Raw genomic sequence first — 23278 nt, 5'->3', positions numbered from 1 at the left:
CTGCCTTGGCCGCCTGGGGTGCCCTGACTGCCTTGACCGCCCTGGCTGCCGTGCGGGCCGGGGCCCTGGCCCATCGGGCCCTGCGCTGCCGGTCCCTGACCGGTGGGGCCCTGCGGGGCGGGCGGCGGGGTCTGGGGGGACGGAGCCTGCTGAACCGGGGGCTGAGGGGCCGGAGCCTGCTGAGGCGGCGGGGCCTGCCCGGGGAAGCCCTGCCCGCCCTGGGAGGCGCCGGGTCCGCCGGGGCCACCAGGACCAGGGCCGCCCGCGTCGCCGGGACCGTTCTGGGGGCCCGGGCCGCCCTGGGGTGCGGGCGGCGGCGGGGTCGGCTGGCCGGCCGGAGGTGTATTGAGGAATCCCGCGGGCAGGGAGGGCGGCGGGGGAACAGCGCCCGCCATCCGGTGGCCGCACACCTCGCACCAGTCTTCGGCCACCGACTGATGGCCGTTCGGGCAGGTCGGCATGTCGGATCTTCCCCCTCAGTACCGATTGTGTTCGGTAGTACGTCTAGTTTGTTATTTCTTGACGCGAACTGTCTTGGTCGAGCGCGTTTCGAGCGTCATCTCGTCCGCCTCTGTGACCTTCGCCTTCAGTCGCACAGTACCGGTCGCCGCGTCGACGACGTCCACCACCTTCGCAAGCAGTTTCGCAGTGTCCTCGTTCCCGGACGCGCTCGCCAGTTGCACGGCCCGGCCCAGCTTCGCGGTGGCGCCATCCGCATCGCCCGACTTGCGGGCATCCAGCCCTTGCTGGATGACCTGGGCCAGTTCGGCCTGTCCCGTGTAATGGGCGACCTGAGGGCTGATCGTGGTCGAAGCGGTCATATCGTCCGTCCACACCGCGCGTACGAGTCCCTGCGCCAGGGTCTGCGGCGTGCCACCACCGGACTCGGGAAGGACGAGCGAGACTCGCGCGGCCAGCATCTCCTGTCCCACCCCGGCAGCCGGAACGCGTATGCAAACGTGGTAGTCGCGCGACTCGTCACCCCACGAACCTGTCGGATAGTCGCCGGTCCGCGGGCCGGAATCGGTACGGCGGCCGGTCAGGTCCTCGACCGTCGGCGCCACTTGCTTCACGAACGCGACCTGCGCGCCCTGAGGCGTCCACAGCCGCAGGGTGACGTCCGCCACCTCCTTGCCCATCGCCGCCTCCATCATCCGCGTGAAGTCGGCGGTCAGCCCGGACGGGTCGGCGACGATGTCGGCCGTGCCGAGCAGTGCCGAGGCGATACCGGTGACCTCCTTGACCTCCCAGTCCGTACCGACGCCGCGGGCGTCGCAGGTGAAGCGGCCGGCGCAGGCGTCGAGGGTGGCGCGCAGGTTCTGGGGCGACTCGTGCTCGTTGCGGCCGTCCGTGAGCAGGATGCCGTGCCGGATGCCGACGTCCGCGTCGGCCAGCAGCCGGTCGGCCAGCCGTAACCAGGTGCCGATGGCCGTGCCGCCGCCGGCGCTCAGTTTGCGCAGCGCCTCCTTGGCCTGCGCGCGGGTGGCCGGGCCGGCGGTGGCGAGCCGCCCGCCGCCGGGGTAGGCCTCGGCGGCCTGGTGCGTACCGGCCACCACCGCGAAGGCGACGCCGTCCCGGACGGTCTCGATCGCGGCGGCCGTCGCGTCGCGCGCGTTGCGCATCTTGGTGGGCGGGTAGTCCATCGAACCGGAACAGTCCACCATGATCACGACGCCCGCGTGCCGTTCGCCGCCGTGGACGCGGGCGGCCCCGGCCGCGTCCGTACCGGCCGCGAAGAGCGGCAGGCCGCCGCTGGTGCCGCCCCCGGTGGCGGTGACGGTGACGATGGCGTTCACCTCGCGCCCGCCCTCCGGCAGGTACGCGTTCTGGTACACCTCGGCGGCGAACCGCGGCACGCCGGACTTGGAGAAGTTGGCCATATGTTCCGCTCCTTTGTGCCGCCGCGAGGCTCCGCAGCGCAGTCCTCGCGGCGGTGAAGACACACATGGGCGGGCGGAAGTCCCCGTGATCATCCCCCCGTTGGCGCCTTGCTCCTGGTGGTTCGTGCGGTTACGGACGGTTTCGATGGGGCGGTTTGGCACGTATGGGCTGTGCTGTGCGTACGGGCTGTGTGCCCGTGGCGTGGGTCCTTGGCGTGGATCCTTGGTGTGGGCTCTTGGTGTGAGCCCGTGGTGCGGGTGCGGGTGCGGGTGCGGGTGCGGGTGCGGTGTGTGTGACGTGTGCGGTTGCTGGTACGGGGCATGCGGGTGTGGCCGGGAGTGTCACAGCTCCCGGCCACCGCTGCCTACGTGGCGGACGGTGCCCCCGGCGATTGCTCAGGCCGATCCTGCCCGTCCCCGCGGCGCCGGGAACGGCACCACCGCCACTGTTACGTTGTCGTGGCCCCCGCCGGCGAGAGCGTGGGCGACCAGGGCCCGCGCGCTGTGCAGCGGCTGGTCGTGCGCGTCGCCCGGCAGCACCGCGGCCAACTGCTCCGCGGCTTCCGCGTAGTTCCACAGCCCGTCCGTGCACACCACCACTACACCCGGTCCGTCGGGCTTGAAGGAAGCGGTGTGCGGCTCCAGTTCGTACGCGTCCGCACCGAGCCAGCCCGTGATCGCGTGCGCCCGGTCGTCCGCGTACGCCTCCGCCTCCGACATCAGGTTGTTGGCGACCATCTGCGCCGCCCACGAGTCGTCCTCGGTGAGGCGGACGGCGGGCGCGCCGCGGTCGTCGGGGACCCAGTACGCGCGGCTGTCGCCGACCCAGCCGATCACGAGCAGCCCGCCACCGACCATCGCGCCGACGAACGTGCAGGCCGGGGCGTTCTGCTGGCGGTAAGGGTCGTGCTGCTGGGCCTGGCCGGGCGCGGTGGCCAGGGCGTTGACTGACTTGGCGGCGGCGAGGATCGCGTCGTGCATGGCCCGCTGCGGGTGCGTACCGCCGGGCAGGGCGGCCAGCAGCGACCGGACCGCGGTCCCGGACGCGGCGGCGGACGCGTCGTCGGGGCGCGAAGCGGAGGAGACACCGTCGCAGACGATGGCGAGCACGGCCGGCGAGCCGTCCGGCAGCGCCCCTTCGGCAACCGCGAAGAAGTCCTCGTTGCGGTGGTGGCGGCGGCCCCGGTCGCTGACCGCCGCCACACCCGCCAGCTCCCGCTCCATGTGGTCACGTTCGCGCGGCTGGGCGTGCCCGCAGTTCTCGCAGTAACCGTCCCCGGTGACCGTCCCTGCGTGGCAGACGGCGCAGATGCGGGTGCCTTGGGCGGGGGTCTGGTGTTCGGGGGAGGGAGGTGCGGCAGGAGGGGCGGGAGGGGCGGGATGGGTGGGGGTGGCGGGGATGGCCGGGGTGGTGGGAGACGGTTCCGGTGATCCGGTTGGTCCCGTGGGGCCTGTGGCTCCTATGGGGCCTGTGGCACCGGTGGGGTCCGGCGTGCCCGGCGGTTCCGTCGGGGGCATCGGGCCGGGCTCCGGGCCGGAACCTGAACCGCTCGCGTCCGCGGGACGGTCCGCCGCCTCGGCGGCGAGGTCGTAACCGACGATGCGCGGGTCCGGAGCGCCACCGTGGTGGGCGGCCGGTTCCGTGTGGCCGTGGCCGTGGCCGTGCCCGGCCGACGGCGGAACGCTTGCCTCCGCATGGGGCGCCCGGGCCTGCGCACCGGCCTGCACGGGGGCGTGCGGCCCTGCGGGCGCGTAACCCGGCGGGGGCGGCGGTGATACGGGAGCGTGGGGGACGTGCGCCGCACCGTTCGCGTGGGAGGCGGCCGTGGCGTACGCGGGCCCGCTCTCGTGCCGGGCTTGCGTACCGTACGGGGCGGGGCTGCCGTACGACGGGACCGCGCCCGGCACGGCCACCGGCGCGGGCGGCGCGGCCTGCCCTGGCACCGGCTGGGACGGGGAAGTGGGAGCCGGCGGCGGAGCCTGCCCGGGCGCCGACGGCGGAACGGCCGAAGGCGATGGAGCAGCTGAAGGCGATGGAGCGGCTGAAGGCGGCGGAACGGCCGAAGACGGCGGAATGGCTGAAGACGGCGGAACGGCCGGCACCCCCGACGCCCCCACCGCCCCTCCAGACCCACCCGCCCCCGGAATCAGAAACGACGCGGGCAGCGCGACGGCCCCCGGCGTGGCCCCCACTCCAGATGCGGGATGTGCCGTGTCGCCCAGCGGGACCGTGGGCCGGTCACCGGCCCCGTCCGGCCCGGTGGGGGCCACGACGTCGGCGCCGCAGAACCCGCAGTAATTGTCCCCCGGTTCGAGCGGCTCACTGCAGCTCGCACACCGGAACGGCCCTGTCTCACCCATGTCACACCCACGTCCTGGGGCGGAAGCGGTTGGCCCGTTCCACCAGCTCGATCCTTTCCTCGCCGCGCTGCGCCAGCCGGGCGAGCAGTCTGTACGACCGCTCCAGGCCGAAGCGCAGGCCGCGTTCGTCCAGTGCGCTGCCGAGCAGACCGGGCCGGGCGGCGGTGCCGCCGGAGCCGGGGCCCTGGGCCCCGGACGGCAATGTACGCCCCCGCTGCTCGGCACCGTGGCTACCGGAGAGTACCCAGTCGAGGGCACAGCCCAGCACCTCGGTCGTCAGCTGTTCGCGGCGCTCCGCGTCCAGCCCGGAGTCCGCCAGCTGCTCGACCTGCCCGGCCGCCGCCCGCAGGTCCTCCAGCAGCGCGTCGTGGGCGGGCCGTTGCCGCAGCCGGGCCCGGACCGCCGCGATGCGCGCCGCAGTGTAGTGAATGGAGGACTCCGGTACGGATTCCAGGGCGGCCACCGCTCCGGCCCGGTCACCGGCCGCCAGCCGCACCCGGGCCAGCCCGAACGCCGCGCTGACGTAACTGTGGTCGGTGGCCCACACCAGCCGGTAGTACTCCGCCGCGTTGTCCAGCTGCCCCAGCACCTCGGCGCAGACGGCGAGCGCCAGCTTCGGCGCCGGCTCGCCGGGGAACGCGTCGTACATCGCGTCGAACGACAGGGCCGCCGTCTCGCGGTCGTCGTTCGCCAGCGCCACCAGGCCGCGGTACCAGACCACCCGCCAGTCCTCGCCCCAGCTCTGGTCGGGCTCCGCCTCGACGGCGCGCAGTTCGCGCAGGGCCGCCGCGCCGTCGCCCATCTCCAGCTGGGCCCGCAGCCTGCGCAACCGGGTCTCTATCGTGTCGGCGGGGGCCGCGCGCAACGCGCTGACCAGCTCGGCGGGGGCGGCGGCCAGCAAACCGGCCAGGAAACCCGCGTTCGGGTCGGCGGGGTCGACGCGCGGTACGGGCAGGGCGAGTACGGCGAGGCCGGTGTCGAGCGGACGGAGCGCGGGCACGCCGCGCGCCCCGCCGGCCGTCACGGCGGCCGCCCCGGTACCGCCGGTCATCGTCTGCGGACCGGTGGCCGACGTGACCTCGTAGGCAACCTGAGCAGGACCAGTGGCCTGAGCAGGGACAGCGGCCTGTGCGGGACCAGTGGCCTGTGCGGGGCCAGGACCAGTGGTGGCCTGGGCCGGGACGGCGGGCTGTGCGGCGTTGCCGGCTGACAACGAGCCCCCACCGCCCCCACCAGCCCCACCGCCCCCACCAATCCCCCCAGGCGCCCCGATCCCGGCGGCCGGGCCGACCACCGCATACCCCGAACCCGGCCCCTTACGTCCCATCCACCCCATCCACCCCTGCCGCCCCTTCCGCCTCTGCTGCCCCACCAAAACCGCACGCGCTCCCAGCAGCGACGTGTCCCCCTCCGCACGTGCCACCACATCCGTGTCCACGACGCGCAGCTCGGGCCCGAACAGGGTGGAGAGCGCGGGCCGCTGCTCACCCGTCCGGAGGGCCATGACTTCCCGCAACACCCCTGTCAGCTGCTCGGCCATCTCCTCCGCCGACGAGAACCGCCGCGCCGGGTCGGGGTCGGTGGCCCGCACCAGCAGGCGGTAGAAGGACTCGTACGTACGGAAGACCTCGATGTTGTCGGGGTCGGGCAGCGAGTCCACGAAGACGTTCGTGTAGCCCTGGAAGTCGAAGGTGAGTACGGCGAGGGTGCGGGCGACCGTGTAGAGGTCGGAGGCGACGGACGGGCCCGCGGCGGCGACCTCGGGCGCCTGGTAGCCGATCGTGCCGTAGATCGCGCTCTCGTCGTCGTCCATCCGGCGGACCGCGCCCATGTCGATCAGCTTGAGCTGGTCGTGCTGCTGGATGGCGTTGTCCACCTTGAAGTCGCAGTACAGGAGGTTGCGGCTGTGCAGGTGGCCGAGCGCCTCCAGGGCCTCGATGCCGTACGCGCACGCCTGCTCGACCGGCAGCGGGTCGCGGCGCCCGTTCGCCGTACGCCGCTCGTTGGCGATGTCCTTGAGGGACTTGCCTCCGACGTACTCCATGACGATGTAGCCGTCCAGGCTGCCGGTCGTGCGGTCCAGGTGTTCGACGAAGTTGTAGATGCGGACGATGTTGGAGTGTTCGATCTCGGCGAGGAAGCGGCGCTCGGAGGCGGCCACGGCGAGGGCTTCCTCGTCGCCGGTGTCGAGCAGGCCCTTGAGCACCACCCAGCGGTCGGAGACCGCGCGGTCGATCGCCAGGTAGATCCAGCCCAGACCGCCGTGGGCCAGACAGCCGACGACCTCGTAACTGCCGTGCACCACGTCGCCGGGGCGCAGCTTGGGCACAAAGCTGTACGGGTGGCCGCACTTGGTGCAGAAACCTTCCGTACGGCCCGGGCGGTCGCCGCGCGCCCGGCCCACCGGGGCGCCGCAGTCACCGCGGCTGCAGAACCGCTTGCGCTCGGGCACCTCCGGGTTCTCCAGGACGGCCGTACGCGGATCCGGACGCGGCACCTCCGGTACCGCCACCAGCCCCGCCCCCAGCCGCCCGCGGGACGGCCCGGACCCGGTGCGGGTGCCGCGGCCGGCGCTGCGCACCGACACGGACATCGACCGCGTCGAGGCGCCCGGCAGGGAGCGGGAGAGGCGTCCGGAGACGGAGCGCCGCGACGTCGAGGAACGGGCGGAGGAGGAAGTACGCCCATCGGGAGACGAAGTGCGCCCCCCGGCGGGCGTCATGGAGCCGGAGCCACGCCCCTCCACCGCCCCGGCCTCGGCCTCGGCCCCGGCCCCCTCCCCACTCCCGGTCTCACTCCCACTGCCGCCCCCACCGGCACTCCCCCTGCCCCTCCCACCAATCCCCAGCCCACCCCGCCGCGCCGCCGTAACTCCCGTGGGCGGTGACCCCACCAACCCCTCCGGTGAGACGACCGGCGCCAGGCCGCACGTGTCGCAGTACAGTTCGCCGCCGCCCACGTCCTCGTACGTGCCCGGGCACTCGCGCCGCTGGCACGGGTCGCCGCCGGTCCGCTCCTCGCTCATGTTCCCCCCTGTGCTCCGTCCGACGGTCCGCGGTCCGGCCCCGGCGGCTGGAGTGCCTCGGCCACCGTCCGCTGGTAGCGCAGCACCGCCTGTTCGGCCACCCGCAGGTCGCACGGCGCGCTCCACAGCATCCGCCGCGCGACGTCGTAGCGTTCCATCAGCAGCGGGTCCTCGGCCAGACCGTGCCGTGCGGCCTTCGCCTTGTACGCGTCCAGGCGGCCGCGCAGCTCGGCCCGCACGGCCAGGGGGGCGGTGACCGCCGTCAACGATTCACGGGCGCGGTGCAGTTCGTCCTCGGCGCGCTGTTCCAGGCTGTCGAGCAGGGGGGAGAGGCGGTGCCATTGGGCGTGCCGGCGGTACTCGGCGGCGGTGGACAGCTGCTCGTGCAGCGCCGTGGACGGGCCGCTGACGGCGGGCACCTCCGACGCGGCGATCTTCGCGAGCACCTCGCCGCGGGCCTGCCGCGCCTCGGTGAGCGTCCGGTCCGCGCGGGAGAGCACGTCGCGCACCTGCATCAGCCGGCGCTCGGCGTCCTGCCGTACGTCCAGGACCGCTTCGATCTCCCGCCGGGCGTCCTCGAGGGCGAGCGCCGCGCGGTCGTAGCGGGCGGTGTTCGGGCGGCCGCCGCCGGGCGCGGCGCTGCGGTCGGCGTCCGGCACCCAGAAGGCCAGCGGGTCGGCCACCACCTGGGCGCGCAGTTGCGTCAGCTCGTACGTGATGCGCTCCAGGTCGTCGCCGGTCGGATGCTCCCCGGGCCGTACGCCGACCGAGCGCGCCAGGGACAGGGTGCGGCGCAGTTCGGCGGCGAGCAGGTCTATCCGGGCGGGCAGCGCGGACCACACGGCGTCGGCCGAGACGATCACGTCGAGGGCCGCCGCGTACAGGCCGTTCATCCGCTCGACCAGCTCGTCCAGGCTGAACTGTCGGCTCAGCCGGGCGGGGCCGCCGTCAGGCTGAGCCGAGCCGGCGCCGGTGGCCGCGCCGGAGACGGTGACGCGGGTGCCGCGGAGCAGCTCGGTCAGTTCGGCGAGGTCGTCGGGGGACGGCCAGCGGCGCCGGGCGCGCAGCTCGCGGGCGGTGGTGAGCGCTCTGGTGTACGCGTCGAAGTGCGCCCACAGGACGGTGATGGACTGCTCGGTGGCGGCCCAGCGGTCCTTGGTGAGGCCGGTCAGCTCGGCGCCCTCCAGGAGCCTGCGTCCGGCGTGGTCCTGCAGGGCGAGCAGCGAGGTCTCGATCGCCTCGTACTCGGCAGCGAGCCGGCCCAGGGCGCGGTCCACCTCCTCCCGGCTCAGCACCGGGTCTTGGGACTTCCCCGGGGAGCCGGGGAAGGGTCCAGGGGCCCCCATCGATCACCTCTCCAAAGTGCTTGTGGTGCGCGGCGGTTGTGACGGTCGTCGCGGCTGTCCAGTCGGTCGTCGGGTCGGTCGTCGGGCTGGGCTGTCGGGCTGGGGCGTCGGGCCGGTTGCCGCGGCGCTCGTGACGGCCGCCGCGGCGGTTGCGTACGGCGGTACGGGGCAGGCGCCTCCGCGCGGCCCGGCTGCAAGCGGTCCTGCTCCGTATGGTCCTGCTCCATACGGTCCCGGCCCGCACCGTCCTGCCCGGCGCGATCCCGCCCCGCACGGCGCTGTTCCGTAAACGGTCCTGCTCCGTATGGTGCTGCGGACGGCATCGCGCGCCGTGCTGCTGCCGGGCGGTGTCCCGCGGTACGACCGTGCGGCGGCCTGCGGCCTCGTGTCCGCGCCCCCGTCGGCCCCCGTCCGGCATCCCGCCCGGCCCCCACCCGGCATTCCGTCCGGCACACCTCCCCACCGGTCCCGCTCCTCCTGCCTCCCTCCCTCCGGCCCCGCGCCCGCGGTGCTCCTTCCATGGTGACGCGCCCGGCGGGCGAACGCCGGGCCGCAGCGGGCCGCCCGGCCCCGCCAGGTGCCGTCCGGTGTGCGGTGCGGCGCCCGGCCCCCGCACGGTTCAGTCGCTGTACTGGGGCTCGGGCGCCTTGGTTATGCCGGGCAGGTCCGCCTGCAGCCACTCCTTGTAGGCGGCCATCCACCGGCTCTCGCTGCCGCCGGCGCGGTAGTCCTCCAGGACCTTGTTGACCCGCCGCACCAGGTCGGTGTCGGCGTGGTTGACGGCGACGCCGTACGGCTCGTCGGTGAACGGCTTGCCCTTCAGCTGCACCGTCGGGTCCTGCGCGGCCTGCGCCGCGGCCAGCGCGTTGTCCGTCACCACCGCGTCGGCCTCGCCGAGCTGGAGGCGCACCAGGCAGTCGAGCTGGTTCGGTACGGTCACGACGCGGGCGCCGTGCCGCTCCTCGGCCAGCCGGGCCTCGCCCGTGGAACCGGCCGCCGTACAGACGCGTTTGCCCTTCAGCGAGTCGTCGAAGGCGGTGATCGTCGAGTTCTTGGGCGCGAGGACCTGCTGTCCGCCCTGGAAGTAGGCGGTCGAGAAGGCGACCTGGCGTTTGCGGGCGCAGTTGATGGTCATGGTCCGTACGACCAGGTCGACGGTGCGCTTCTGGAGGGCGGGGATGCGCTGGTTGGTGGGGATCGCCCGGAACGTGATCTTCGGGTCGGGGCCGAGGATGTCCTTGGCGATCTCCCGCACCAGGGCGATGTCGAAGCCCTCCAGGTCGCCGGTGGCCGGATTGCGGTAGCCCCAGCGGTAGGTGTTCTGGTCGACGCCGACGATCAGCCGGCCCCTGGCCTTGATCCGGTCCACCGCGGGGCCGTCGTCGGGGGAGGGCCGCAGGCTCGCCGCGGCGTTGGCGGGCGTGCAGTCCGCCGCCGCGGCGTCGGCGCGCGCGGTGCCCGTTCCCTGGGGCACGGGACGGGGCGCCGGGGGGCTCCCGCCGAGCACCGGGACGAGGACGGCGGCCGTCGCCGCCATCACGCACACCCCTGCCGCCACCGGGGCCAGCGCGGCCCGCAGGTTCCGCAGACCCCTCGCGCGCATCGTCATGTCGCCATCACCAGGCCTCATCACCGGTACTCCGAAAGCCTGCGCCCGATGCCCAGCACCGCGCCCGTCGCCCCCAGGACGGCCAGTACCACGGCGCCGGTCACCAGCCCGTCCAGCGCCCCGCGCCCGTCGTCGGCGGCCCGCCGGAACTCCTGCTGCTCGTGGGCCAGGGCCTGGGCCAGCCGGTTGTCCACCCGGTCGAAGGACTGGCCGGTGGCCGCGTCGCCGCCGATCACCTTGGCCAGGGCCCGGTCGTAGTCCCCCTGGTCGTCGGCGGTGCGGGCCTCGGCGTGCCGCGCCTGCCACTGCCGTACGGTCTCGACCGCGTCCTGGACGGGCCGCCGGCCGGTGTCGTCGTCGGCGAGCGTCAGGGCCGTGCCCAGTTTGCTGTCCGCCGCGGCGGCGCCGGTGCGGCCGGGCCCCGCCAGGTCCTTCATGCCGGCGCGGTAGCCGACTTCGTAGAAGTCCTGCTGGTCCTTGGTCACCACGGCGCCGCGCGCGACCAGGGTCAGGTTCTCGTCGCCGCGGGCCTGGAGGGCGTCGATGCGGGCCTCGTTGAGGACCTTCAGCGACCGCGCCCCGTTCTCGTACGACGTGTTCATGCCTGAGCGGGCGACGGAGTGGCCGGCCACCAGCCACAGCAGGACGACGGCCGAGGCGGTCGTGGCGGCCAGCAGGCCGCGGTTGAACACCCGGTTGGTGCGGAGGTAGTTGCGGCGCTGGGCCCAGGCGAGGGCGCCGAGCGCCAGCACCCCGGCGGTGAGTGCGAGCCAGGGCCACGCCTTCGCTTCGTCGTAGTCCTCCCCGAGGCGCTCCGTCTCGGTGGTGTACAACCCGCGGGCGGCCGGGAGGAGTTCGCCGCGCATCTGCGCGTTGGCGTAGCGCAGGTAGGCGCCGCCGAGGGGGAGGCCCTGCCGGTTGTTGGTGCGGGCCGTCTCGATCAGGCCAGTGTACCGGGGGAGGAGGCTGTTGAGCTTGCCTATCTGGCGGGCCGCGGTGTCCGAACCGCTGGTGTTGGACGAGGCCTTGGCCAGCAGCCGGGCGGCCGTCGCGATGTCGTTCTCGTACCGGTCGCGGGTGGTCTGGGTCTCCTTGCCGCCCGCCAGGAAGCCGGCGGCGGCGGTGGTGTCGGCGTCGGCGAGCGAGCGGTAGATGTCCGCGGCGTCCGCGGTCAGCGGCTGGCTGCGCTCCACGACGTCGCGTGCGGCGGCTGACCGGTCGGCGACCTGCCAGGCCGTGGCGGCGCCGAACGCCAGGACCAGGAAGGCCAGTACGGCGCCGATGATCCGCAGCCGTCCCGGCTCGGTCGTGGCAGTGGCCCGCAGCTGGTCCACCCCGTCGGCCCATGCCGTACGCCGCCGGGCGGGCGGTGCGGAACCCGTACCCGCGGCTGAGCCCGCACCCGGGGAGGCGGCGGAAGCGGAGGCGGTGGGACCGGAGGCGCGGCCGGACGGCGGCGGCACAGTGCCGGTCTGCGGGTTGGACACGGAACCTCCCCCTGGTCGCGGACGGCGGCCCCGGCCCCGTGCGCACGGGAACAGATGCACGGCCAGCAGTCAGTATGGCCGCAGGGACTGACAACCACACCGTTATTGCCTGGATCATGTGCGGATCAGGCCCCGCCGAATCCTCCTGTCCGGAGGGCTTTCCGTGTTCCCGTCCTGGACCACGCACGGTTCACCGGGCGTGGTTCCCGACATAGGCATGCGTGTACGGATTTCCGCCGTACGGCCGGAAGGGCGCTACGGTCCGCGCCCGAAGAGCGGTGACCCGGTGTCCCTAGACGAACTCCCCCCGCACCCGCTCATAAGCCCCCGCCCCCGCCCCCGCCCGGTCCAGCGCGTGCAGGGCGGCCCCCAGCACCGGCGGCGCCGTCACCACGCGCGGTTCCGCTTTCGGGGCGCGTTCCGCCAGCAGTTGGGTCAGCTGGTCGTGCAGGAGCGGGTGCCGCGCGGTCAGCACGCCGCCGCCCAGGACCACCGGCGTCGGCTCGTCCAGCAGGTCCAGCCGTTCCAGCGCCACCGACGCCAGCAGCGCGATCTCCTGCGCCTGCCGCGCCACCAGGGCCTGCGCGACCGCGTCACCGGCGGCGGCCACCGCGAAGAGCAGCGGCGTCAGCTCGTAGCGGCGCTCGCGGGCGATGTGACCGAGATGCAGGGCCTCGATCAGCTCCGGCATGGTGGCCAGCCCGAAGTGGGCGGGCACCGCACGGGCGAGCGCGCTCGGCTCGCCGCGTCCGTCGTCGGCCCGCGCGGCCCACCACAGGGCCTCTTCGGCCAGGTGGCCGCCGCCGCCCCAGTCGCCGGAGAGCCGTCCGACGGAGGGGAAGCGGGCGGTGCGGCCGTCGTGTCCCAGGCCGGCGCAGTTGATTCCGGCGCCGCACACCACCGCGACACCGACCGGTTCGCCGCGGTCCGGGAGCCCGGCGCGCAGCAGCGCGAAGGTGTCGTTGGCGACGGTGACCGTACGGGCCCAGCCGTACGAGGTGATCTCCGCGGCCAGTTCGGTCTCCTCGGCGGGCAGGTCGGCGTTGGCCAGGTAGGCCGACACCTGGCCCACCGGGCCGGTGACCCCGGCCCGTTCCCGTACCGCGTCCACCAGTACGGCCAGGCCGCCGACGGCCCGCGCCACGCCGACCACCGGTGGCTGGAAACCGCCGCCGCGGGCCGTCGCCAGCACCGTCCCGTCCGGGGCGACCAGCGCCACGTCGGTCTTGCTGTTGCCCGCGTCCACGGCGAGCGCCGGCCCGTCGGCGCCCGGACCGGCGGAGGGCGACGTGTGCGCCTCCCCGGCCACCGCCGCGGCCCCCTCGGCTTCGCTCAGAGCCACGTGAGGTGCTCCCGGTTGTGCGCGATCAGCTCGTCGGTCAGCCGGTCCGCGTAGGCGATCTGGCCGATGAGCGGGTGGGCGAGCAGCGCCTCGAAGACCCGGCCCCGGCCGCCCTTGAGGGCCGCTTCCAGCGCCAGGTGCTCGTACGCCGTGACGTTGGCGATCAGCCCCGAGTAGAGCGGTTCCAGCGGTCGTACGGGCAGGGGTGTCGCGCCGCCCGCGTCCACCGTCGCCGGCACCTCGATCACCGCGTCGTCGGGCAGGAACGGCAGGGTGCCGTTGTTGAACGTGTTGACGATCTGCACGTTCCCGGTGTCACCGAGCAGTGCCGAGGTCAGCGCCACGGCCGCCTCCGAGTAGAACGCGCCGCCGCGCTTGCCCAGCAGCTCCGGCTTCTCGTCCAGCGACGGGTCGCCGTACATCTCCAGCAGCTGCTTCTCGATGGCCGCGACCTCCGCCGCACGCGACGGCCTGCCGCGCAGTTCCTCCACGACCTCGTCGTGCTGGTAGTAGTAGCGCAGGTAGTACGACGGTACGACACCGAGGCGGTCCACGAGGGAGCGCGGCATGTGCAGGTCCTCGGCGATGGCCGCGCCGTGCTCGGTGATCAGCCGGGGCAGCACGTCCTTGCCGTCCACCCGTACGGCGCGCTCCCAGGTCAGGTGGTTCAGTCCGACGTGCTCCAGCTCCACCCGCTCCGGCGCGATGCCGAGCAGCCGCGCGAACTTCCGCTGGAAGCCGATGGCCACGTTGCACAGGCCGACGGCCTTGTGGCCGTGCGACAGCAGCGCGCGGGTGACGATGCCGACGGGGTTGGTGAAGTCCACGATCCACGCGTCGGGGTTACGGCGGCGGATGCGCTCCGCGATGTCCAGGACGACCGGGACGGTGCGCAGCGCCTTGGCGAGACCGCCCGCCCCGGTGGTCTCCTGCCCGACGCAGCCGCACTCCAGGGGCCACGTCTCGTCCTGGTTGCGGGCCGCCTGGCCGCCGACGCGCAGCTGGAGCAGTACCGCGTCGGCGCCGTCCACCCCGGCGTCGACGTCGGACGTCCAGGAGATCCGGCCCGGGTGGCCCTGCCGGGCGAAGATCCGCCGGGCCAGGCCGCCGACCAGGTCCAGCCGGTCGGCCGCCGGGTCGATCAGGACCAGTTCCGCCAGCGGCAGGACGTCCCGCAGGCGGGCGAAGCCGTCGATGAGTTCGGGGGTGTAGGTCGAGCCTCCGCCGACCACTGCGATCTTGAGGTGGGGGTGTGGGGGCGTTCCCCCGGCGGACGACAGCATGGATCGATCAGCCCTTCACTCCGGTGAGCGTGACGCCTTCGACAAAAGCCTTCTGGGCGAAGAAGAAGACGATGATGACGGGGGCCATGACGAGCAGCGTCGCGGCCATGGTCAGGTTCCAGTTGACGCTGTGTGCGCTCTTGAACGATTCGAGTCCGTAACTCAGCGTCCAGGCGGCGGGATTCTGTGCGGCGTAGATCTGCGGCCCGAAGTAATCGTTCCAGCAGTAGAAGAACTGGAACAGTGCGACGGCCGCGATACCGGGCTTCGCCATCGGCACGACGATGCGCAGCACGGTACGGATCTCGCCGCAGCCGTCCATCTTCGCCGACTCGATGTACTCCTGCGGAATGGTCAGCAGGAACTGCCGCAGCAGGAAGATGGAGTACGCGTCACCGAACGCCATCGGGATCAGCAGCGGCCACAGCGAACCGGACAGGTGCAGCTGCTGCGCCCACACCAGATACATGGGAATCACGATGACCTGGGGCGGCAGCATCATCGTCGAGATCACCAGGACCATCGCGGTACGCCGGCCACGGAAACGGAACTTGGCGAGCGCGTACGCCACCGGGATCGCCGAGCAGACCGTGAAGAGCGTGCCCAGGCCCGCGTACATCAGCGAGTTCTTCCACCAGTCCAGGAAACCCGGTGTATTGAAGACCGTCGCGTAATTCGACCAGTTCCACTCGTGCGGCCACAGCTCGCCGCTCATCGCCTGGTCGTCGCTCATGACGGAGGTCAGGAAAATGAACACGAACGGCAGGACGAAGAACAGTGCGGCGGCTATGGCGACGGCGTGCACGGCTATCCAGTGCAGCAGCCGCTTGCGGCGGGCGCGGGCGGCGGCCGGGCCCCGGTCGGTGGAGCCGGTACGGGCCGGAGCGTGGCCCGCCCTCAAGGTCGTCGTGGTCATGTCGGTTCAGTCCTCCGCCGGGAGCAGGCCGGCGCGCTTGCGCATCAGCAGGGTGGTGACAGCCATGGCGATCACGAAGAGCACGAGCGAGAGCACACACGCGGCGCCCGTGTTGAAGTTCTGGAAGCCGAGCGAGTAGACGAGCTGCGGCACGGTGAGGGTGGAGTGGTCGGGGTAGCCGGGCTGGATGACCGAGCCGGGGCCGATGTTCACGCCGGAGGCCAGCTTCCCCGCGACCAGCGCCTGCGTGTAGTACTGCATGGTCTGTACGACCCCGGTGACCACCGCGAACATCACGATCGGCGTGATGGACGGCCAGGTCACGTACCGGAACTTGGCCAGGGCGCCGGCCCCGTCCAGCTCGGCCGCCTCGTACTGCTCCTTCGGCACGTCCAGCAGCGCCGCCATGAAGATCACCATCAGGTCGCCGATGCCCCACAGGGACAGCATGACCAGCGACGGCTTGGCCCAGGCCGCGTCGTTGAACCAGCCGGGCGCCGGAACGCCGACGGCTTCGAGCAGCTGGTTGACCGGGCCGGTACCGGGATTCAGCAGGAAGACGAAGGCGACCGTCGCCGCGACCGGCGGGGCGAGATACGGCAGGTAGAAGGCGGTACGGAAGAAGCCGACACCCGACTTGACCTTCGTGACGAGCAGCCCGACACCCAGCCCGAAAACGACGCGCAGCGCCACCATCACCACGACCAGCCACAGCGTGTTCCACAGCGCCGGGCCGAAGAGCGGCATCTGCGTGAAGACGTACTTCCAGTTCCGCAGCCCGACGAACGACGGCTGCTGGATCTGGTTGTAGTGCATGAAAGAGAAATAGACCGTGGCGATCAGCGGATAGCCGAAGAAGATGCTGAAACCGACCAGCCAGGGCGAGAGGAAACCGAGCGTACGCAGCCGCTGCCGGGTGTGCTTACGGCGCAGCGCGGGAGCCTTCGGACGCGGCACGGTTGCCGCCGGACGCTCGGGGGATTCGACGAGGGACATGGCAGGACTCCGTCAGTTCACGGACTGGAGATTGTCGGTGTCTATCTGGGCGTCGAGCTCGCGCAGCCCCTTGTCGAGATCGGGAACTTTCCCGGCCTCGACGTCGTACGAGAAGTCCTGCAGCGACACCACGTACTGCCCGCCGTTGACGGACGGCGGCAGCGCCGTACTGTGCCGGTTCCGCGCGATGTCGAGGAACGTACGGAACGACGGATCGGCGTCCAGCTGCGGCGACTTGAGCGCGGCGAAGGTGGAGGGCACATTGTGGATGGCATTGGCGAACCGCACCACCTGATCCGTGTCCATCGTCAGGAACTTCACCAGTTCCCATGCCGCGTTCTGGTGCTTGCTGCTGTGCGCGATGCCCGCGACCGTACCGGTCAGAAATCCCCGCCCGTACGTGTCCTCCTGGTCGTCCGGCACCGGCAGCGGCGCCGTGTCCCACGCGAACTTCGCCTTGCCCTCCTTCAGCATCAGACCGCGCCATTCACCGTCCAGATGCATCGCGGCCTTCTGCGTCATGAAGGAACTCTGCGACGACATCTCGTCACCGAACGTCGTACGGAACTTCTCCAGCGCGGCATAACCGCCCTGCGCGTCGATCAGCTCCCGCTGGGTGGCGAAGAACTGCTTGCTGCGCGGGTCCTTCGACAGCCGAGCCTTCCCCTCGCCGTCGAAGTAGGTCGGACCCCACTGCGCGAACAGTCGGTCCGGACTGTTCTGGTAGAGCCGGAAGTTGGGTACGAACCCGGCGCGCGCCAGCGACCCGTCCGGCTTCCGCTTGGTCAGCTTGGCCGCGTCCCGCTTGAACTCGGACATGGTGCGCGGCGGCCGCTCGATACCGGCCTCATCGAACGCGTCCTTGTTGTAGTACAGCCCGTACGAGTCCGCGAGCAGCGGCAGAGCGCACTGATTCCCTCGATAGCTCGTGTAATCGAGAAAAGTCTTGGGAAATATCTTCGCCTTCTCCACCCCTGCCTTCTTCATGAAGGGGTCGAGATTCACCCACATACCGGACGAGCAGTACTGCCCCACATTGTTGGTCGTGAACGACGACACCACATCCGGGGAATCGTCCCCGCCGGCGCGCAGCGCCTGGTTCACGGTCGCGTCGGTGACGTTGTTGACCGTCTTCACCGTGATGTTCGGGTGCCGCTTCTCGAAACGGGCGATACTGTCGTCGATCGCCTTCACCTCGGCCGCATTGGACCAGCCGTGCCAGAACTTCAGCGTGACGGGCGCGGTGGGATCGTCGCGGTCGCTGCCGACGCTCGGATTGGCACAGCCCGAAAGAATCAGACCGGCCGCGGCGAGCGCCGCCGACAGGCAGATGCGCATACGCGGACGCATGGCGGACTTCCTTTACGGCAGGGGTGATGACAGGAGGTGGGGCGAATGCTGAAGTGTGCGGAGTGCGGGGCGGTTTTGCCGCTGGTGCACCCGGCACGCACGGAGCCGTGCCGGGTTGCGGAGTTCCCGGCCGCGTGGACATGGCGGCTTGCGGATCACCGGATCGCCAAGGGCGCCAGGGGACCGCTGCGCCGCCTCATCAGGCCGTGTCGAACACGGAGTTCCGCGCCTCGGCGAGCGCCGTACGCAGCGCGCCGATGAGCATCGGATTTCCCTCGATATTGCTGAGCCGAAGCTCCGGCCGGGGCAGCGCGAGCCCGGTGAACTCCCCTTCGACCAACTCCCGCAGAGCTTCACCCCCCGCCTGGGCCACCTCGCCCGAGAGCACCACCAGCCGGGGGTCCACGACGGCGACCACCGCCGCCAGCCCGGTCGCCAACCGCCGCGCGACCTCGGCACGCACTCCGCTGTCGGCCAGCGCCTCACCGACGGTACGGGCGTCCTGCACCCCGTACTCCCGCGCCAGCTCCACCACACTCGGCGCCCCGACGAGCCGCTGGAAACCCCCGCCGGCGTCCGGCCGGGCCGCGCTGCGGTCCCCGTCCCGTGCGAGCGGCGCGTCCGGCAACGGCATGTAGCCGATCTCCCCCGCGCCGCCCGTGGCCCCGCGCAGCAACTGCCCGCCGAGCACGATGGCGGCACCGACTCCCTCATCGGCCCACACCAGCACGAAATCGTCAAAGTCCTGCGCGGCACCGTCATGCTGCTCGGCAACCGCCGCCAGATTCACGTCGTTCTCGATCACGATCGGTACGCCCAGGACCCCGCCCAGCTCTTCCCTGAGCGTCCGCGAGTGCCAGCCGGGCAGGTGTGGTGCGTACCGCAGGACACCGGCCTGCGGGTCGAGCGCGCCCGGCGTCCCGATCACCGCCCCGTGCAACCGCTCCCGTACCAGCCCGGCCTTGGCCAACGCACCGTCCACCGCCGACGCGACCAACTGCGCCGTCCGGCGCGGCGCACCCTCCTCCACGGCATCCGTCCCGACCCGCTCCTCACCGAGCACCCGCCCGGTGACATCGGCGACCGCGGCGGTGATCCCGCCTTGGTCGACGGCGAGCGCGGCCACGTACGCGGCGTCCGGGGCGATCTCGTACAACTGAGCGTTCGGCCCCGGCCGCCCGGTCACGTTCCCCGTCGTCCGCACCAGCCCGGCGGCCTCCAGCCGTCCTAGCAACTGCGACGCGGTGGGCTTGGACAGCCCGGTCAGCTCCCCGATCTGGGTCCGGGTCAACGGCCCCTGCGACACGAGCAGGTCGAGCGCGGCCCGGTCGTTCATGGCCCGCAACACCCGCGGCGTCCCAGGAGCCCCCTGCCCGCCCTGCCCTCCGGCCATGACGCCCGCCCCACCTCTCGCTGCGCGATCTGTTAGGAAAGTTTCCAATCGATGCACAGGAACGTAGGCGCCGCGTCAGCACCCCGTCAATGGGTCTGGACCACTGAGTTCGAGCACGGTCCAGGCGGTCTTTCCCGGACCCGGCCGGCTCGTCGCCCCCAATCGTCCGCCGGTACGTCGACGAGCACCATGCCCCGGCCGTGCTCGACCAGCGGCTTGGGCGAGCGGAGGGCGGGCGGCCCCTCCCCGGCCTCCGAGTGAAGCTGGTTGCCCCTCGCCGTGCCGAATATCGACTCCAACCACCCCACCGTTGGCGCCATGGCCACGGCCAGCAGCGCCTCTCCGTCCACGCCCTCTCGGCCCGCCTGCCCCGCGATACCGCCCATCGGTCAGCCCCCGTACCTTCCTCACCGGTCCGTCTCGCTGAAACCAGTGAAGCGCACGGCACTGACAACCGACCGGGAAGCACGGGCGGCACGGACCGCCCGCCGCCCCTACTTCTCCCGCAACCCCTCCAACACCTTGTCCAACGTCACCGGCACCCCCCGCACCCGCACCCCCGTCGCATGGTGGACCGCGTTGACGACGGCCGCTGCCGTGCCCGTGATGCCGATTTCGCCGATGCCCTTGGCGCCCAAGGGGTTGACGTACGGGTCGTCCTCGTCGATCCAGTGGGCCTCGATGTGCCGGACGTCCGCGTTGGCGGTGATGTGGTAGTTCGCCAGGTCGTGGTTGACGAAGAGGCCGTAGCGCGGGTCGGTCACGGTTTCCTCGTGGAGGGCCATGGACAGGCCCATCGTCATGCCGCCGATGAACTGGGAGCGCGCGGTGCGCGGGTTGATGATGCGGCCGGCGGCGAAGACGCCGAGGAGACGGGGGACCCGCACCTCGCCGGTGTCGGCGTCCACCCGTACCTCGGCGAACTGGGCTCCGAAGGCGTGCATCGCGAAGCGTTCGGCGTGCGGGTTGCCGGGTGTCTCGGCCTGGGCCCGGTCGCCGTCGGACGGATCGTGTCCGTAGCGCTTACGGAAGGCCTCCGCCGCCGCCATGATCGCTGAGCCCCACATCGCCGTGCCGGAGGAGCCGCCGGCGACGGTGGCGTTCGGCAGCTCGGTGTCGCCGATGCGCAGGTCGACGCGGTCCACGGGCACGTCCAGCGCGTCCGCCGCGATCTGGGCCAGCACGGTCCACGCGCCGGTGCCGAGGTCCGCCGCCCCGATGCCCACCCGGTAGCGCCCGTCGGGCCCGTACCGGACCGACGCGGCCGAGCCGGGCATCCGGTTGACCGGGTAGGCCGAGGAGGCGACGCCCGTACCGACCAGCCAGCGGCCGTCCCGCCGTACGCCCGGGCGCGGATCGCGCTCCTGCCAGCCGAAACGGAGCGCGCCCTCGCGCAGGCAGGCGACCAGGTTGCGGCTGGAGAAGGGTTTGCCCGTCTCCGGGTCCACCGGGGCGTCGTTGCGGATGCGCAGTTCGACCGGGTCCATGCCGAGGCGTTGGGCGAGTTCGTCCATCGCCACCTCGGGCCCGTACATCCCGGGGCACTCGCCGGGTGCCCGCATCCAGGACGGCACCGGTACGTCCAAGGCGGCCAGCCGGTGGGTGGTGCGCCGGTGTTTCGCCGCGTACATGGTGCGGGTCGGGTTGGCGGACTGTTCCGCGTACTCCTTGATGCGTGATGTCTGCTCGACGGCGTCCATGCCGATGCCGGTGAGCCGCCCGTCGGCTCCGGCCGCGAGCCGTACCCGCTGGTACGTCGGGGTGCGGTAACCCACCAGAGTGAACATCTGCTGTCGGGTCAACGCGAGCTTGACGGGCCGTCCGGGTAGTGCCCGAGCGGCCAGCGTGGCGAGCACGGAGTGGGCGTGCGGTTCGCCCTTCGAACCGAAGCCGCCGCCTACGTAGGGGCAGATCATCCGGACCCGCGCGGTGTCGAGCCCGAACACCCCGGCCAGCGTCTTGCTGTGCCCGTGCACGCTCTGGCTGGAGTCGTAGAGCGTCAGGTCGCCGTCCTGCCACAGGGCGATGGTGGCGTGCGGCTCCATCGGGTTGCAGTGGGTCATCGCGGTCACGTACGTCTCGTCCAGTGCCACCGCGCCCGGGTCCGCCTGGGCCGCCTTCATGGCGGCGTCCAGGTCGCCCAGCACGCTGTCCGTGTCGGCACCGCCGTTGGCCGACTCCGGCCGGTAGAGCTCACTTTCGCCCGGTTTCAGTTCGGATTCGTGCGGTTCCTCGGCGTACGAGAACCGTACGAGCGACGCCGCTTCCCGCGCCGCCTCCGGGGTCTCGGCCACCACCGCCGCCACGACCTGCCCCCGGAACGCCACGTCCGCACTCTGCAGGACCGCCAGCTCCGCGTCCTCCGTGGACGCCAGCCGCTCGGCGTTCTCGTGCGTCAACACGGTGATGACGCCATCCGCCTGGCACGCGGCCTCGGTGTCGACGGCCGTGATGCGGCCGCGGGGTACGGAGGAGAGCACGGCGTGCGCGTAGCAGGGACGTTCCATCGGGTGCTCGAAGGCGTACGGGGCCCGGCCGAGCACCTTGTCCCGGGCATCGGCGCGCTCCTGGTCCGCACCGACGGCACGGGGGCCCGCCGGTCCTCCGTCGGACGGGCGGTTCCCGGCACCCCGGCTCTCGGACGTACTCGTCATCGTGACCCCTCCAGGCCGGCCGGAGCCTCCGGCGCGAGGTCGCGTACGACGGCGACCAGCGTGTTGTGGACGAGCGGGATCTTGAACGCGTTGTCCCGCAGCGGATGCGCGTCCGCCGTCTCGGCCTCCGCGGCCGTACGGCAGCTCTCCTCGGTGGCCGGCAGCCCGCGCAGGGCCTGTTCGGCGCGCTCGGCCCGCCAGGGTTTGTGCGCGATCCCGCCCAGCGCGATCCGTGCCTCCCGTACGGTGCGGCCGTCGTCCTCCAGGTCCAGCGCCACCGCCACGGAGACCAGGGCGAAGGCGTACGAGGCACGGTCGCGCACCTTGCGGTAACGGGAGCGGGCCGCGTACGGCACGGCGGGCAGCTCGACGGCGGTGATCAGCTCACCGTGCCGCAGGACCGTGTCGCGGTGCGGCGCGTCACCGGGCAGCCGGTGGAACGCGGTGACCGGGATCCGGCGCTCGCCGTCCGGGCCCAGCGTCACGACCACCGCGTCCAGGGCGGTCATCGCCACCGCCATGTCGGAGGGGTGCACGGCCACACAGTGCGAGGAGGCGCCCAGGATGGCGTGGTAGCGGGTCCAGCCCTCCAGGGCGGCGCAGCCGGAGCCGGGGTCGCGTTTGTTGCACGGGGCGCTGGGGTCCTGGAAGTAGGCGCAGCGGGTGCGCTGGAGGAGGTTGCCGCCGGTGGTCGCGAGGTTGCGGAGCTGCCCGGAGGCGCCGGACAGCAGGGCCTGGGAGAGCACCGGGTAGCGCGTACGTACGGCGGGGTGCGCGGCGAGATCGGCGTTCCGTACGTTCGCGCCGACCCGGAGACCGCCGTCGTCCAGCTCCTCCACCTGGTCCAGCGGCAGCCGGCTGACGTCGACCAGCAGGTCGGGGGAGGCGATACCGAGCTTCAGGTGATCGACGAGGTTGGTACCGGCCCCGAGGAACGTGGCCCCGGGGTGCGCCGCCACGGAGGCCACGGCCCCGGCGGCGTCGGCGGCACGCTCGTACCGGAAGGGCTTCACCGGCCCGCTCCTTCAACCTCGGCTTCGGCGGCGGCCGCGACGGCCGGGACGATGTTCACATACGCCCCGCAGCGGCACAGATTGCCACTCATCCGCTCAGCGATCTCGTCATGACCCAGCGCATCCGGCGCGATGTCCCCCTCCGCACCCACCTCGGTGACCGCACTCGGCCATCCCTGAGCCGCCTCCCGCAGCACCCCCACCGCCGAACAGACCTGGCCCGGCGTGCAGTACCCGCACTGGAGCGCATCATGATCGACGAAAGCCTGCTGAACGGGATGCAGCTCACCGCCCTCGCCCAGCCCCTCGGCCGTGGTGATCTCCGCCCCGTCGTACGACACGGCCAGCGCGAGACAGGTCGTCGCCCGCCGCCCGTCCAGCAGCACGGTGCACGACCCGCACTGCCCGTGATCGCACCCCTTCTTGGGACTGGTGATTCCCAGCCGCTCCCGCAACGCGTCGAGCACGGTGGTACGCGTATCCACCGTCACCTCGTACACCTGCCCGTCGACGCGCAGCCTGATCTCGGTCTCCATGGTCAGCCGAGTCACCCGGGGACGGGTCCGTAAACGGCTGCATACAGGTGATGGGCGACGGTGCCCGCAAGACCTGCCGAAGATGTC

The 23278-nt window shown here is 72.3% G+C and carries 15 protein-coding genes; all 15 read right to left on the bottom strand.

What is annotated here, in order from left to right:
* Positions 1-512 precede the first annotated feature (512 nt).
* A complete protein-coding gene (locus tag ACZ4Z1_RS13425) occupies positions 513-1880 on the bottom strand; it encodes a vWA domain-containing protein (RefSeq protein ID WP_468486725.1) in 1368 nt (455 codons plus the stop codon).
* Positions 1881-2276: 396 nt separating this feature from the next.
* On the bottom strand, positions 2277-3788 hold the full coding sequence (locus tag ACZ4Z1_RS13420; protein WP_468487011.1) for a PP2C family protein-serine/threonine phosphatase: 1512 nt from the start codon (positions 3786-3788) through the stop codon (positions 2277-2279).
* A 454-nt stretch (positions 3789-4242) separates the two neighbouring features.
* A complete protein-coding gene (locus ACZ4Z1_RS13415) occupies positions 4243-7266 on the bottom strand; it encodes a serine/threonine-protein kinase (protein WP_468486724.1) in 3024 nt (1007 codons plus the stop codon).
* Positions 7263-8612, bottom strand: a complete 1350-nt coding sequence (locus ACZ4Z1_RS13410) for a coiled-coil domain-containing protein (RefSeq protein WP_468486723.1) — start codon at positions 8610-8612, stop codon at positions 7263-7265. Before ACZ4Z1_RS13410 ends, ACZ4Z1_RS13415 begins: the two co-directional genes overlap by 4 nt.
* A 619-nt stretch (positions 8613-9231) precedes the next feature.
* Positions 9232-10221 (bottom strand): glutamate ABC transporter substrate-binding protein, encoded by a 990-nt coding sequence (locus tag ACZ4Z1_RS13405; RefSeq protein ID WP_468486722.1) that lies wholly within the window; start codon positions 10219-10221, stop codon positions 9232-9234.
* 20 nt (positions 10222-10241) lie between these two features.
* Positions 10242-11708 carry a hypothetical protein gene (locus tag ACZ4Z1_RS13400; RefSeq protein ID WP_468486721.1) on the bottom strand — a complete coding sequence of 489 codons (1467 nt, stop codon included), beginning with the start codon at positions 11706-11708 and terminating at the stop codon, positions 10242-10244.
* A 292-nt stretch (positions 11709-12000) separates the two neighbouring features.
* Positions 12001-13017 carry an N-acetylglucosamine kinase gene (locus ACZ4Z1_RS13395; RefSeq protein ID WP_468487010.1) on the bottom strand — a complete coding sequence of 339 codons (1017 nt, stop codon included), beginning with the start codon at positions 13015-13017 and terminating at the stop codon, positions 12001-12003.
* Between the two features lie 23 nt (positions 13018-13040).
* Positions 13041-14333 (bottom strand): 6-phospho-beta-glucosidase, encoded by a 1293-nt coding sequence (locus tag ACZ4Z1_RS13390; protein WP_468486720.1) that lies wholly within the window; start codon positions 14331-14333, stop codon positions 13041-13043.
* A gap of 7 nt (positions 14334-14340) precedes the next feature.
* Positions 14341-15249: a carbohydrate ABC transporter permease gene (locus ACZ4Z1_RS13385; protein WP_468486719.1), complete on the bottom strand. Its 909-nt coding sequence runs from the start codon at positions 15247-15249 to the stop codon at positions 14341-14343.
* 6 nt (positions 15250-15255) lie between these two features.
* Entirely contained in the window at positions 15256-16245 is a 990-nt protein-coding gene (locus tag ACZ4Z1_RS13380) for a carbohydrate ABC transporter permease (RefSeq protein WP_468486718.1), read from the bottom strand.
* A gap of 12 nt (positions 16246-16257) precedes the next feature.
* Positions 16258-17595 carry an ABC transporter substrate-binding protein gene (locus tag ACZ4Z1_RS13375; protein ID WP_468486717.1) on the bottom strand — a complete coding sequence of 446 codons (1338 nt, stop codon included), beginning with the start codon at positions 17593-17595 and terminating at the stop codon, positions 16258-16260.
* A gap of 199 nt (positions 17596-17794) precedes the next feature.
* Positions 17795-18931 carry an ROK family transcriptional regulator gene (locus ACZ4Z1_RS13370; protein ID WP_468486716.1) on the bottom strand — a complete coding sequence of 379 codons (1137 nt, stop codon included), beginning with the start codon at positions 18929-18931 and terminating at the stop codon, positions 17795-17797.
* A gap of 551 nt (positions 18932-19482) precedes the next feature.
* Positions 19483-21642: a xanthine dehydrogenase family protein molybdopterin-binding subunit gene (locus tag ACZ4Z1_RS13365; RefSeq protein ID WP_468486715.1), complete on the bottom strand. Its 2160-nt coding sequence runs from the start codon at positions 21640-21642 to the stop codon at positions 19483-19485.
* The gene (locus ACZ4Z1_RS13360; protein WP_468486714.1) at positions 21639-22655 is read right to left on the bottom strand and encodes an FAD binding domain-containing protein; all 1017 of its coding nucleotides are present in this window, start codon (positions 22653-22655) and stop codon (positions 21639-21641) included. Before ACZ4Z1_RS13360 ends, ACZ4Z1_RS13365 begins: the two co-directional genes overlap by 4 nt.
* Positions 22652-23191: a (2Fe-2S)-binding protein gene (locus ACZ4Z1_RS13355; protein ID WP_468486713.1), complete on the bottom strand. Its 540-nt coding sequence runs from the start codon at positions 23189-23191 to the stop codon at positions 22652-22654. Before ACZ4Z1_RS13355 ends, ACZ4Z1_RS13360 begins: the two co-directional genes overlap by 4 nt.
* Positions 23192-23278 lie beyond the last annotated feature (87 nt).

This window comes from Streptomyces sp. NPDC030165, assembly GCF_055573595.1.
This window is presented reverse-complemented; position numbering and strand designations above follow the sequence as displayed.